Source organism: Paenibacillus sp. FSL R7-277 (assembly GCF_000517965.1).
Taxonomy (GTDB): domain Bacteria; phylum Bacillota; class Bacilli; order Paenibacillales; family Paenibacillaceae; genus Paenibacillus_AQ; species Paenibacillus_AQ silagei.
The window spans coordinates 418,375-432,123 of record NZ_ASPX01000080.1; the positions used below are offsets into that span (position 1 = coordinate 418,375).

The window sequence follows — 13,749 nt, forward strand, 5'->3', positions numbered from 1 at the left end:
TCCTCACCCCAACTCCATATGTTTGGCGCGCAGCTGTCCGCATGCGGCCGCAATATCATGGCCTTGCTCACGGCGGATGGTAACATTCACGCCATGATCGGCCAGTATACGCTGAAATTCAAAGATATCATTGCGGGAAGTCCGGACATACTTGCGCTCAGGCACATGATTGACCGGAATCAGATTCACATGGCAGAGCATGGTCTTGAGCACACCCGCCAGCTCCTCTGCATGCTCCTTCTGATCATTCACGCCGCCGATCAAGGCATACTCGAAGCTGATCCGGCGGCCTGTCTTAGCCTGATAGTAGCGCAGGGACTCGATTACATCGTCGAACGGATAACGGCGGTTCACCGGCATCAGCTTGGAACGGAGCGTATCGTTAGGAGCGTGAATCGAGATCGCCAGATTAATCTGTGTATCTTCATCCGCGAATTTGTAGATGTTCGGCACAATTCCGCTGGTGGATACGGTGATATGGCGCTGGCCAATATTCAGGCCCTTCTCATGGATCATCAGACGCAGGAATCTCATGGTTGCATCATAGTTCTCGAAGGGTTCGCCTGTCCCCATAATGACAATGCTGCTTACACGTTCGCCGCGCGCATCAAGAATCTGCTGGGAACGGACAACCTGGGCAACGATCTCCCCTGCAGTCAGATCCCGCTTGAGACCGCCAAGGGTAGATGCACAGAAGGTACAGCCGATCCGGCAGCCTACCTGGGTGGTCACACACACGCTGTTGCCGTAATTATGCTTCATAATAACTGTCTCAATCGCATGATCATCATGCAGACCGAACAGGAATTTCACGGTGCCGTCCTTGGACTCCAGCTTCGTAATCTCAGTGAGTGCCGAAATACTGAACTGATCAACCAGCTTGGCTCTGAGTGCCTTGGAGAGGTTGCTCATGGATTCGAAGTCATTGACCCGCTTCACATACAGCCAGTCAAAGATCTGCCCGCCGCGAAAAGCAGGCTCTCCATTGTCCTTGGCCCATTGCTGCAACTCTTCTAAAGAAAAATCATATATTAAAGGTTTCATTGTATTTTTGCACCTGTGCTTTCATAAATTATATGCGTATTGTTTCTCATTCTTCCTATTTTAACACAAAACTCAGAACCGGTAAAAGAAAAGCCCGCCGCGCGGAGGAATCTGCGGGCGGGAAGCTGTAGTTCTGAAGCACAATCACTATATTACAAGAGTCGCTCCAGCCGGGCAATATAGAAGCCGTCGCTGCCATAATGATGCGGGAGCAGCTGCATGCCGTCACCGGCAGCAAGTGCGGTTCCCTCCAGCCGCTCCCAGACGGCTGACTTGAAGCTGACCTGCGCGAAGCCGGGATTACGCTCCAGGAAAGCAGCGACAACCCGGCTGTTCTCCGCCTGCTCGGTAGTACAAGTGCTGTAGACCAGCACGCCTCCCGGCTTCAGCAGCCCGGAGACCGATTGCAGCAGCTCAAGCTGCAACGCAGCTACGCTTGCAATATCCTCCGGCTGCTTGCGCCATTTCAAGTCAGGCTTGCGGCGGATGACCCCAAGCCCCGAGCAAGGAGCGTCCAGCAGAATCCGGTCATAGGATTCCGGCTGGAGGGCTGCACCCAGCTCCAGGGCATCCCCGCTTGCGGTGGTAATGCATTCCAGGCCGAGGCGTGCTGCCTGCTCGGCAATCAGCCCCGCTTTATGCTCATGCAGGTCATTAGCCAATATGGAGCCTTCGTCCTTCATCAGCTCGCCCATGTGGGCACTTTTGCCGCCGGGGGCTGCGCAGCAGTCCAGCACCTTCATTCCGGCTTCGGGAGCGACAACCTCGGCTACCAGCATCGAGCTCTCATCCTGAACGGACAGATAACCGTCCCGGTACCAGGAGGTCAACGCCAGATTGCCGCCGCCTCTGATAACCAGCCCGGCAGGACTCACCTTCGATTCTGCGGCATCCAGACCAGCTTCAAGCAGTTCTGCCAGCATGGCCTCCCGGCTAATCATTGTTGTATTGACACGGACACTGACTGCGGGCGGCTCATTATTCGCCGCACACATGGCTTCTGCCGTATCCGGGCCGTATTCCGCCGACCAGCGCTGCACCATCCACAGGGGATGGGAGTGCAGGATGGAGATCCGCTCTTCCCGGCTCAGCCCCTCAGGCAAGACCGGCAGATCTCCGGCCCGCAGCACACTGCGCAGCACGCCATTGACCATACCCGAGATACCCTGATGGCCGCGTCTCTTGGAGATATTCACAGCCTCGTTAACGGCTGCATGCGAAGGCACACGGTCCAGATACATGATCTGGTACAGACTTAACCGCAGCAGGCTCCGTACCCAGGGCTGCAGCTTGGCCATCCCTTTGCTGACGAAGCTGCTGAGGACATAATCGAGGGTAATCATCCGTGAGAGGGTTCCGTACACCAGCTCTGTAGCAAGTCCCGTATCCTCCCGGCTGAGGCCCGCTTTCTGGAGGCTGCTTCCCAGCAGCAGGTTGCTGTAAGCACCCTGTTGCTCTACGCGCACCAGAATATCAAGAGCAACCTCACGCGCAGAAGCTGGCGCAGTAGGCTTGCCGCCCGGCCGATTCCGGCCCGCTCCGCCGGTTCTGCCCGAGGCAGGCTTTGTGCCGGAGGCCGTAGGCTGATTGCCGGAAGTATGCAGACGTTGTCCGCCGCCTCCCTTACCGCCCGCGCTCAACCGAGCACCGTGCCGGGTGCGAGGGTTGCACCACGGCTGAAGTCGGCTGCACTCATGGCTTTTTTGCCGGCAGGCTGGACGCTTGTAAGCCGAAGCGTCCCGTCACCCGTCTTCACCTCAACGCCGCGTTCGCTCACGGACAGCACGGTGCCCGGAGCCGCGCTACCGCCCGGCTGTTCCTCCGCCTGCGGCTTCACCGCTGCCCATGCCTTGAAGGTCTCGCCGTTCCACAGGGTGAACGCACCCGAGAACGGCACCAGGCCGCGAATCTGGTTGTATAGCTCCAGCGAGCCCCGGCTCCAGTCGATCCGTTCATCTTCCCGGTTTAGATTCGGCGCATAGGTTGCTTCACTGTCATCCTGCACGGCAGCTTCTACACGGCCGGCTGCCAGTCGCGGCATCTCTGCCTTGAGGAGCTCCCGTCCGGCCACGCTTAGCTTCTCGAACAGCGTGCCTGAAGTATCGTCATCCTCTATCGCTACCTCCACCCGCGAGATCATATCTCCGGTGTCCAATCCTTCAGCCATATACATCAGTGTCACACCGGTCACCTTCTCGCCGTTCATGATACAGCGCTGTATCGGAGCACCGCCCCGGTACTTGGGCAGCAGCGAGCCATGAACATTCACGCATCCGTTCGCCGGCAGCTCCAGAACGCTCTTCGGAAGAATCTGTCCATAAGCGGCGGTAACAATCAGATCCGGCTCATAGGCAGCCAGCTCAGCCACCGATTCAGGGCGGCGCAGCCGTTCGGGCTGAAGAACAGGCAGTCCCAGCTCCAGGGCAGCCGCCTTCACCGGGGAAGGGGCAAGCGTCTTCTTGCGGCCTTGCGGCCGGTCCGGCTGAGTCACCACAGCCACTACCTCATAGCCCTCTTCCAGCAGCATCCGCAGGGAGGGGACTGCAAAGGCCGGTGTTCCCATGAACACTATTCTCATTTCATTCACTCCTCAGTTTCACTGCGTTCTGCTGTGTATTCATAGACCTTCTCAGCAATGTCTGTGAACAGCACGCCATTCAGGTGGTCGATCTCATGCTGAAAAGCCCGGGCCAGCAGGCCGCTTCCGGTAATGGTTACTTCCTCGCCTTCGCGGTTCAGGCCGCGTACAGTTACTGTCTCTGCACGGCGGACATCGCCGTTCAGGCCGGGAATACTCAGGCAGCCTTCGGGTCCGAATTGCTCCCCGTCCATGCTGAGAATCTCGGGATTGATCAGCTTGATCAATCCATGCTCCTCATCGGCATCGATTACAATCAGCCGTTTCAGAATTCCTACCTGCGGGGCTGCGAGACCTACGCCTTCCGCGTCATACATCGTATCTGCCATATCATCGAGCAGTTTTTGTACATTGGGGGTAACGGTGGTTACCGTCTTCGCTTTTTTGTGCAATACTTCATCCGGTTCTTTCACAATCAGCCTGATTGCCATTTACACTAACACCATCCTTGTTCAAATATAAGAATGTATATGTTTCACGCTATACATTATCCTTCTATTTCTCGCCGAAACGGCAGGGCAAAACCGCCTTACCATTGTAACACGCCCGAGAATTACATCAACATCTGCGGATCGACATCGATGCTGATCTGCAGCCCCTTATCGCGGACAGAATCCTCCAGCTCCTCCGCCACCTGGCGGGCCAGCGCAATGGCGTCAATCGCACCGCGCCATTTGATAATACACTGGAACCGGTAACGCCCCTTCAGCCGGGGCAGCGGCGAGGCCACCGGTCCCAGCAGATCCAGCGCATCCGAGGAGAGCTTGTCCAGACTGCCGTACCAGCGCAGCTGTCTGGCTTTGCCCTGAATGCTGAGCGCATAATTCTCCGCAAGCTTCAGCAGCAGCGGAAGCTGCTCATGCGACAGGGTGACCAGAATCAGACGGCAATAGGGCGGGTAATGCAGCTCTTTGCGGTGCTTCAGCTCATCCCGGACGAATGAACGGTAATCATGCCCGCTGGCATGGATAATCGAATAATGCTCCGGTGTATACGACTGGACCACCACCTCGCCGGGGAGCTGATGCCGGCCCGCGCGGCCGGCAACCTGTGTCAAGAGCTGAAAGGTCTTCTCCGCCGCCCGGAAATCAGGCAGATTGAGTGCAGAATCCGCAGTAATGACCCCAACCAGCGTTACATCGGGGAAGTCAAGTCCTTTGGCGACCATCTGTGTGCCCAGCAGCACATCGGCCTTCTTGTCCCTGAACTGGTTCAGGAGCTTCTCATGCGAGCCTTTCTCCGTGGTCGTGTCCACATCCATACGTATAACCCGGATACCGGGGAACAGCTTGCCCAGCTCTTCTTCTACCCGTTGCGTCCCTGTCCCGAAGAAGCGGATATGCTCACTGCCGCATTCCGGGCATACCTTGGGTGCAGGTTCTGCATGCCCGCAATAATGGCAGCGCAGATTGTCGCTTCGGCTGTGATAGGTCAGCGAGATATCGCATTCCGGGCAGCCGGCAACGTAGCCGCAGCTCCGGCACATGACGAAGGTCGAGAAGCCTCTGCGGTTGAGCAGCAGCACTGTCTGTTCGCCACGCTCCAGCCTGCTCACCAGAGCGGCATGCAGACTGCGGCTGAACATGGAGCGGTTACCTTCCTTCAGCTCCTCACGCATGTCAACGACAGCCACCTTCGGCAGCTCGTTGCCCAGTGCGCGGCTCGGCATCTCCAGCAGAATCGGCGAGAAGTGGATGTCACTCTGCGATCTGGCGGCATGATAGCTCTCGAGTGAAGGTGTTGCAGAGCCCAGAATTACCACGGCCCCGCCCTGCTCTGCCCTGCGGACAGCCACATCACGGGCATGATATTTCGGGTTCTCCTCCTGCTTATAAGAGCCTTCATGCTCTTCATCCATGATAATCAGGCCCAGATTGGCGAACGGGGCGAATACGGCTGAGCGTGCTCCGACCGCAACCATCGCCTTACCTTCGCGGATCTTGCGCCACTCGTCATAACGTTCGCCGACAGACAGGCGGCTGTGCATCACCGCCACCCCGCTGCCGAACCGGCCCTTGAACCGTTCCACCATCTGCGGTGTCAGCGCAATCTCAGGCACCAGCACCACTGCCTGCCGACCCTGCTCGATACAGCGCTGGATCGTCTGGAGATAGATTTCCGTCTTCCCGCTGCCGGTCACCCCGTGCAGCAGGAACACTTCATGCGTCTGCTGCTCGACAGTACCCACAATCCGCTCATAGACCCTCTCCTGCTCCGCTGTCAGCGGAAGCGGTGTGCTTGGCTTGAAGTCCCGTCCCCGGTAGGGGTCACGGTAGACTTCGATTTCGCTGATCTCTATATACCCTTTGTCCGCAAGCGTCTTGAGCGTGCCCGCAGTGACCTGAAGGATCGCCAGAATATCCTTGAGCGGCATCGGCAGCATGGCTTCCATATCAATCAGGTAGGAGAGCACTTCCTTCTGGCGCGCTGAACGCGCGGGGAAGCTGGAGAGCGACTCCCGGGCTGCTGACAAGCCAATAGCCAGGTCAACGGCCTTGAGCTTCTTTTTGCCCATCTTATCCTTGATCGACTGGCTCTCTGCCAGGACTCCGCGCCGCACCATGAACTTAATCGTCTCCGCAGCCTCGGGGAAGGTACGGGTCAGCAGCTTCATGGATACTTCACTGTGACGCCTAACGAAGTCAATGATCTGCTGTTCTTCGTTGTCCGCCTCAAGAAAGAGCGGAAACAGCTCATCTGCGGGGGCGCTGGACGCTTCCTCTGTATCTCCAAGCGAGATCAAACGCTCCGCTTTGCCCTTCAGGGCAGTCGGAAGCATCGCCTGCAGTGCGGAGATCCGTCTGCAGGCGTATCTTTGGCTCATCCAGTCGGCCAGCTCAACCAGCTCCGGCGATAGGGGGGGAAGCAGATCCAGTACTTCTACAATCGGCTTCATCCGGGAGACACTGCCGGTCTCCCCTGATTCCAGGGACACTACGAACCCCTGGACCGTACGGGGGCCGAACGGAACAGCGACTCTGCTGCCCACTTCAATCCACAGCTTCAGAGCATCCGGGATAATATAGTCAAACGGCCGGTCGGTGCTGCGTACAGGAACATCGACAATGACCTTGGCAATATCCATTATAATAAGGCTCCGGCAACACGCTCAGCCGCCAGCCGCAGAATCCGCCGCGCCACCTCATCCTTGGAAGCCAGCGGAAGATCAAGCACCAGGCCTTTGGCATCATACACTTTGACGATGTTGGTATCCGTACCGAATCCCGCACCCTCCATGGCCACATCATTGGCTACAATCAGATCGAGGTTCTTGCGGACCAGCTTGTCCTTGGCATAGACCTCGGCATTTCCGGTCTCGGCGGCAAAGCCGATTAGGAACTGCTTGTCTTTGATTCTGCCTAGGCTCTCCAGAATATCAGTCGTCTTCACCAGCTCAAGCGTCATGGTGCTGCCGCTCTTCTTAATCTTCGAGTCACTGCTCTCGCGTGGACGGTAATCCGCAACCGCCGCTGCTTTCACAAGAATATCGCAATGACTCCAGCGGGCCATGACTGCATCGTGCATCTCCTGTGCTGACTGGACGCGGACCAGATCGATACCGGCATCACGGGGCGGCGCCTCATCGGTACGCGCGGCAATCAGCGTCACCGCAGCACCCATGGCGCGCGCGGCGCGCGCGAGGGCGAAGCCCATTTTACCCGAGGAATCATTGGAGATATAACGGACGGGATCAATACGTTCTACCGTGCCTCCTGCGGTAATTACCACTTTTTTGCCGGCAAGCGGTCCGGAGGTCTTCTCCTTCTGCAGTACAAAAAAGTTCTCAACCACCTTCACGATCTCTTCCGGCTCCTCCAGCCGTCCCTTGCCCACATACCCGCAGGCCAGCAGCCCTTCACCGGGCTCAATAAACTGAACACCCCGGTTATAGAGGGTACCCATATTGCTGAGGACCGCCGGATGCTGATACATATGGACATTCATCGCCGGAGCTACCATAATAGGCGCTGTTGTAGCAAGCAGCGTGGTGGACAGCATGTCGTCTGCCAGCCCGTGGGCCATTTTGGCGATAATGTTGGCCGTAGCCGGCGCAATCAGGACCAGGTCGGCAGCGTCAGCCAGATCAATATGTGAAATAGAAGACGGGTCCCGCTCCTGGAACGTATCACTGTACACCCGCTGCTTCGACAATGACTGGAGCGTCAGCTCCGTAATGAACTGCTTGGCCGATGCTGTCATAATGACATGCACCTCGGCGCCCTTCTGGGTAAGCTTGCTGGTCAGCGCCGCGGCCTTATACGCAGCAATTCCGCCGGTAATTCCGAGTATAATCGACTTCCCTTGTAAGCTCTTCAATCTGATCTCCCTCCGTTCCTCAATCTGCACCCATTCTAAATCCAGCTATGAAAAGAAGAAATGAAAATCTTCATATTTACGGCTTCGTTATGTCATATTTACGCTAAAAGAAGCCTGCGCTTCAAATTTTCTTTATATATAGAGAAAAAAATAACAACCTTCCGGTTGTCAGGAACAGCCCGGTACGGGCCATTATCACTTCATTGTGCAGCTTAAGCGGGCAGAAACGGCTGCGCCGCCCTTATTCAAGGGACGGCACCATTTCAGGGGACTATTCCTCGCCGCGCGTTACTATAATGCGGTCTTCATAGATTTCTTCAAGTGCAACACCGACATACTTATGCGATTTAGGCGCAACGATATCGGTCTTGCCGCCTTCACGGAGTGCTCTGGCCCGGCGGGCTGAAGCGACTACCAGGGAATACTTGCTGTCGACCTTAGTCACCAGTTCGTCAATGGATGGATATAGCATGTAAGGCACCTCTTCATCTTTTACTGTAAATATGGACCAATCCTGTAGAACTTGTTCATCGCACCTTACAATGTTCGGCGATAATAATGCTTTCTATTCGCTTGCAGGCCAGATCAATCTCATCATTCACCACGGCATAATCATAATGCCGGATCAAACCGATCTCGTCTTCAGCCACAGACATGCGGTGGCTGATTACATCAGGATGCTCTGTTCCGCGTCCGCGAATACGGTCCTTCAACTCGTCCATGGACGGGGGAAGAAGGAATACAAAGATCCCTTCGGGAAATTTCTCTTTGACCTTGAGAGCTCCCTGAACCTCGATCTCCAGAATAATATCTCTTCCGCTCTCAAGTGTTCTCTCTACAAAGTCACGCGGAGTACCGTAATAATTGCCTACGTACTCCGCATATTCCAGCAGCTTGTCGCCTTCAATCATATCGGCGAACTGCTCTCTGGATTTGAAAAAATAATTGACTCCGTTCTCTTCACCTGCACGCGGAGAGCGTGTGGTGGCAGAAACGGAATAGACGAGTTCAGGCATCTTCGGCCGCAGCGCTGTGCATACCGTACCTTTGCCGACACCGGAAGGGCCGGATAGTATAATCAGCAATCCTTTTGACATAGTACACTCCAATTGTTGTTATTCGTCGTTATCGTCGTCTTTGCTGGATAGGCGGTGAGCTACCGTCTCAGGCTGTACAGCCGAGAGAATCACATGGTCGCTGTCGGTAATAATGACAGCCCGCGTCCGCCTCCCGTAGGTGGCATCGATCAGCATATGCCTGTCTCTGGCCTCCTGGATAATTCTCTTAATCGGTGCCGATTCCGGGCTGACAATGGAAATAATGCGGTTCGCTGACACGATATTCCCAAAGCCGATGTTGATTAATTTGATTGCCATGTTCCGGTTGTTCCCCCCATAAGTAACATCATAGCTTGCTCCCTGGTTCCTGTCATTCCAGGTTCGCCGCCTGCTCCCGAATCTTCTCGAGCTCCGCCTTCATATCAAGCGTCAGATTCACAACCGCCAGATGACTGCACTTCGACCCTATTGTGTTGGTCTCCCTGTTCATCTCCTGGATGAGAAAATCAAGCTTACGTCCGGCAGGCTCGCTGCCCAGCAGCAAGGCCCGGCACTGGCCGAAATGGCTGTGAAGCCGGGTCAGCTCCTCATCTATATTGCAGCGGTCGGCGAAAATAGCCATCTCCATGCCGAATTTATGCTCATCCCAGGGGAAGCTCCCGTCATTCAGCAGGTTAAGCCGTTGCCGCAGCTTCTCGCGCTGCTCCTCCACAACCAGAGGCGCATATCTGCTGATTCCGGCATGCAGCTCTTCCAGACGGTCAAGTCTGTGCGTCAGATCGGCCGCCAAATAGGAGCCTTCCCGTCCGCGCATCTCCAGCAGGGCCTCCAGACCAAGCTGGAGACCCTGCTCCAGAAGATCTGCAAGTTCTCCGGAGGAGTCAGCGGCAGCCGTCTCTTCCTTCGGTTCCATTACACCGGGCATAGCAAGGATATCCCGCAGGGACAACTCTCCCTTGAAGCCATACTCCCGGACCAGTACCTCCGCTGCATCAAGATAGGAGCTCACCCTGCGGCGGTCCAGCACATGCGTGTCAGCCGCCCCGTCGGTGAGTTCTCTATTAATAATAACATCTACCCGTCCCCGTCTGATATGAGCCTGAACCATTCTGCGCAGCCTATCCTCATACCCCGTCCATTCCCTGGGCAACCGCAGCACAACTTCGCAGTATCGGTTATTCACCGATTTGACCTCGAACGTTATCTTGTGTCCGCCGTATTCCAGGGCTGACTGACCGTATCCGGTCATACTATATGACAACGGAATCACATCCATTACACTATTGTAATTGATTATTACTAGCGAAACAAGGGGGATAACTTACGTCCCTGCTTCTCCCAAATATACTCCAGCAGCTGCACGCTCATATCATAGAACATAAACGGCGTAATCAGATAGATTCCGTTAAAATGTGCAATAGCCGCATCCAGCAGCTCCTTGGCGATCAGCACCCCTTCGGCCCGTCCCGCTTCGCCTTCGAGTCCGGCCATCCGGCTGCGGACCTCGGCGGAGAGCTGAATGCCGGGAACCTCATTATGCAGATACTCTGCATTGCGTCCGCTGGCCAGCGGCATAATGCCGATGAAGATCGGAATATCCAGGTGCTCAGTAGCCTTGGCAATCCGGGCAATCAATTCAGGATCATACACGGGCTGGGTCATAATATAATCCGCACCCGAGGCAATCTTCTTCTCCAGGCGCTCGACCGCTTTGTCCAGATGCTTGACATTGGGATTGAACGCTGCGCCGATGACGAACTTCGCGTTCTGCTTGAGCGGCTTGCCGGAGAAGGCCACGCCGTCATTGAGCTGCTTAATCATACGTATAATTTCAAATGAAGTCAGGTCATAGATCGAGCTTGAGCCGGGCAGATCCCCGAATCGGGCAGGATCTCCGGTCACGGCCAGCACATGGTCAATCCCCAGCGCGTCGAAGCCCATCAGATGCGACTGGGTGCCAATCAGATTGCGGTCACGGCAGGCAATATGCACCAGCGGCCGCAGGCCTGTGCGGGCCTGCACCAGATGCCCCAGCGCCATATTGCTCATCCGGGTGACAGCAAGCGAATTATCGGCCAGCGTCAGCGCATCGGCTCCGGCCCGGCGCAGCGCCTCTGCCCCCTTCATGAACTTCGCGATGTCCAGATCGCGCGGAGGGTCAAGCTCTACGATAACGGTGTGGCGTTCCTTGACCAGATCGACAAGCGTCGGTTCACCGCCTCCCTGTCCCCCGTCATCCGCCAGATGCTCCTGCACCGCAATTCTCTCAGGCGCACTGAAGGCAGCGGGCTCAGGCAGCGGCTCCACCACATAGCCTTTCAGCGCAGCGGAGATCTCAGCGATATGCTTGGGGGTAGTCCCGCAGCAGCCCCCGATAATCCGGCTGCCCATATCCGCGAACACCGGAGCCATCTGTCCGAAATACTCCGGCGAGGCGCCATAGCGGTACTGGCCGTCTACATAATCGGCTACCCCCGCATTCGGATAGATCGACACCGGCAGCGCCAGCTTGCCCTGTAGCGTACCCAGCGCACGCTTGATCCCGTTCGGTCCGGTGTTGCAGTTGAAGCCGATCACATCGGCTCCGTCCTGCTGCAGAATATGGAACGCTTCCGGCAGGGTTAACCCGTCCAGCGTCCGCGCCGAATCGTCCACAGCCAGCTGGCAGATCACCGGCAGCGTGCTGAGCTTGCGCACAGCCTTCAGCGCCAGATGAAGCTCCTCGACATCATAGAAGGTCTCCAGCATGATCCCGTCCGGCGCTTCCTCCAGAAGCGCGGCAATCTGCTGCGAGAAGAACTTCTTCAGCTCGGAGGAGGACAGATTCGCCCGTTTGCCGGCGCGGATCGAGCCGATCGCACCGACAACATACCCGTTCTCGCCGGCAGCCCGGCGGGCAATGCGGACTCCTGCCCGGTTGATGTCCGCCACCTTGGCCTCCAGTCCGAACTTAGACAGCTTGTCGTAGTTCGCGGAGTAGGTATTACTCTCCAGCAGTACAGCACCTGCATTGATATAGCTCCGGTGCACATCCTCAATGACCTCCGGTGAGGTCAGATTCAATTCCTCGTAGGAGATGCCGACAGGGAAACCCTTTTGATACAAAAAGGTTCCCATCGCTCCGTCTCCGACCAACACGTTATTCTCCCATGCAGAGCGCAAATCCGGCTTCACCGCAAGAACCTCCCCTTACTGACAACATTAGTTTCATACTAATGTAACATAAATCGGGATGGATGATAAGCTTTAGCAGACAAAAGAGACGGGTGTCCAAAATTCTTGTATGCCGGTCCGGCAATTGATTCATACTACGCATAATCTTGGCAGAAGGAGAATGTAGGAATGAAGAAGCAAATAAGAAGGCTGCTGCTGCGCAAATATGCCGTAATCCTCCTGCTGTCGGCGCTCTCGCTGCTGTACCTGTACCTGCTGGACTGGATGTTCGGCTACGGGACGGAGAATATCCGCTATATACTGAATTATCTGCTCTATACTACCTCGGAGAAGCTGACTGCGGCTGTGCTGGTGCTGCTCCTTATCATACCTGATGTCATCTATTGGGTTAGCGGCCGTCAGCCCGGCCGGGGGGCGGAGAAATGATCGCGGACCGCCGTTACTATTACCAGCAGCACCGGAACGACTATCATTAAATAGGGATACACCCTGTACAGCAGGGTCCCGCCCTCATCCAGATGTTCAATGAAGCTTCGCGCATCCAGCATGGAGGTGAAGAGGATGATCAGTCCGCAGGGATAGAGCATTCTCCGGTACGGCAGCTTGAACAGGTCCGAAATTCCGATAAGCGCGGCAGCGAAGAAGACGGCCATTTTGAAAAACACCCCGATGATCAGCACCATAACCACAAAAATATCCACCCGCTGGATGATATCCGAAATGGAGATCTTGCTGATCGTCGGCATCAGCGGGAGCGGCGAACGCTCTACAATGTCAGCACCCAGAACCGAAACATTCAGCGCCATCGTGAAGCTGAGCAGCAGCGCGGAGAACACCATGGCGGCGGCGATGATCCACGGTCCTTTTTTGACACTGGACAGATACGGCATCAGCATCGTGAAGCACACCATCTCCCCGAACGGAAACATATAATTCTGATGAATCACCGAGCGAAGCACGGGCTGAAAGCCATTCTCCAGTACAGGCAACAGTCTGTGCAGATTGATTGTACCGGAGAGTATCAGCATCACTGTCCCGAACAGGCCGATCCCCAGAACGACAAACGCAAATACCATGGACGTTCTGCTCAGCACCTCCAACCCCTTATGCAGCACATAAGCTCCCGAGAGCAGCATCAGGGCGCTTAAGATAAACAGCGGAGTATGATGCATGGTCGACATTGCGAGCATGGTGCTGCCATCGCGCAAATCCCTGGCAGCCAGGTTTATGTAGAGAATAATATAGAGCAGGCCTACCGGTGCCCCGATATATTTTCCGAGAATTTGCCGTGTATAGGCTGTAAAAGGCTGGTCCGGGTGCTTACGGTACAGATAGGCGTATCCCGTGAACATGATCAGCCCCGCCGCGCAGCCGATCAGAATCGAGAGCCAGGCATCCCGGCCTGCCCCCATTCCCAGATTAACCACCAGCGCCGTGCCCAGCTCGAACAGCACCGTCAGGCTGAAGAATTCGACGAGTCCGATTTTGACCTTCCCCATATTCTGTGGACCTCCTCAC

The 13,749-nt window shown here is 56.0% G+C and carries 13 protein-coding genes; 1 reads left to right on the forward strand and 12 read right to left on the reverse strand.

Annotated features, from left to right (window positions below):
• Window positions 1-3: 3 nt before the first annotated feature.
• From rlmN to C173_RS24005, 11 genes are all read right to left on the reverse strand, one after another.
• Entirely contained in the window at window positions 4-1,044 is a 1,041-nt protein-coding gene (gene rlmN, locus C173_RS23955) for a 23S rRNA (adenine(2503)-C(2))-methyltransferase RlmN (protein WP_036729399.1), read from the reverse strand.
• A gap of 152 nt (window positions 1,045-1,196) precedes the next feature.
• Window positions 1,197-2,684 carry a 16S rRNA (cytosine(967)-C(5))-methyltransferase RsmB gene (gene rsmB / locus C173_RS23960; RefSeq protein WP_268748471.1) on the reverse strand — a complete coding sequence of 496 codons (1,488 nt, stop codon included), beginning with the start codon at window positions 2,682-2,684 and terminating at the stop codon, window positions 1,197-1,199.
• Window positions 2,681-3,622, reverse strand: a complete 942-nt coding sequence (fmt, locus tag C173_RS23965) for a methionyl-tRNA formyltransferase (RefSeq protein ID WP_036729402.1) — start codon at window positions 3,620-3,622, stop codon at window positions 2,681-2,683. Before fmt ends, rsmB begins: the two co-directional genes overlap by 4 nt.
• 5 nt (window positions 3,623-3,627) lie before the next feature.
• Complete coding sequence (gene def / locus C173_RS23970; RefSeq protein ID WP_036694508.1) at window positions 3,628-4,113, reverse strand: peptide deformylase; 486 nt, start codon at window positions 4,111-4,113, stop codon at window positions 3,628-3,630.
• 122 nt (window positions 4,114-4,235) lie between these two features.
• Window positions 4,236-6,767, reverse strand: coding sequence for a primosomal protein N' (gene priA, locus C173_RS23975; RefSeq protein WP_036729405.1), 2,532 nt, complete (start codon window positions 6,765-6,767; stop codon window positions 4,236-4,238).
• Window positions 6,767-7,999 (reverse strand): bifunctional phosphopantothenoylcysteine decarboxylase/phosphopantothenate--cysteine ligase CoaBC, encoded by a 1,233-nt coding sequence (gene coaBC, locus C173_RS23980; RefSeq protein WP_036729407.1) that lies wholly within the window; start codon window positions 7,997-7,999, stop codon window positions 6,767-6,769. The genes priA and coaBC overlap by 1 nt, the downstream gene beginning before the upstream one ends.
• Before the next feature lie 271 nt (window positions 8,000-8,270).
• Window positions 8,271-8,471 (reverse strand): DNA-directed RNA polymerase subunit omega, encoded by a 201-nt coding sequence (gene rpoZ / locus C173_RS23985; RefSeq protein ID WP_036694519.1) that lies wholly within the window; start codon window positions 8,469-8,471, stop codon window positions 8,271-8,273.
• A 55-nt stretch (window positions 8,472-8,526) separates the two neighbouring features.
• Complete coding sequence (gmk, locus tag C173_RS23990) at window positions 8,527-9,096, reverse strand: guanylate kinase (protein WP_036694520.1); 570 nt, start codon at window positions 9,094-9,096, stop codon at window positions 8,527-8,529.
• A gap of 18 nt (window positions 9,097-9,114) precedes the next feature.
• Entirely contained in the window at window positions 9,115-9,375 is a 261-nt protein-coding gene (remA, locus tag C173_RS23995) for an extracellular matrix/biofilm regulator RemA (RefSeq protein WP_006209218.1), read from the reverse strand.
• 52 nt (window positions 9,376-9,427) lie between these two features.
• Complete coding sequence (locus tag C173_RS24000) at window positions 9,428-10,318, reverse strand: YicC/YloC family endoribonuclease (RefSeq protein ID WP_036729410.1); 891 nt, start codon at window positions 10,316-10,318, stop codon at window positions 9,428-9,430.
• A gap of 38 nt (window positions 10,319-10,356) precedes the next feature.
• Window positions 10,357-12,231 (reverse strand): bifunctional homocysteine S-methyltransferase/methylenetetrahydrofolate reductase, encoded by a 1,875-nt coding sequence (locus tag C173_RS24005; protein ID WP_036729413.1) that lies wholly within the window; start codon window positions 12,229-12,231, stop codon window positions 10,357-10,359.
• A gap of 168 nt (window positions 12,232-12,399) precedes the next feature.
• Between C173_RS24005 and C173_RS24010 the strand changes: the two genes are divergently transcribed.
• Entirely contained in the window at window positions 12,400-12,657 is a 258-nt protein-coding gene (locus C173_RS24010; protein WP_036729417.1) for a hypothetical protein, read from the forward strand.
• Here C173_RS24010 and C173_RS24015 read toward each other — a convergent pair.
• Window positions 12,630-13,730 (reverse strand): GerAB/ArcD/ProY family transporter, encoded by a 1,101-nt coding sequence (locus C173_RS24015; protein WP_036729419.1) that lies wholly within the window; start codon window positions 13,728-13,730, stop codon window positions 12,630-12,632. The two genes, C173_RS24010 and C173_RS24015, sit on opposite strands and share 28 nt — an antisense overlap.
• Window positions 13,731-13,749: the final 19 nt, after the last annotated feature.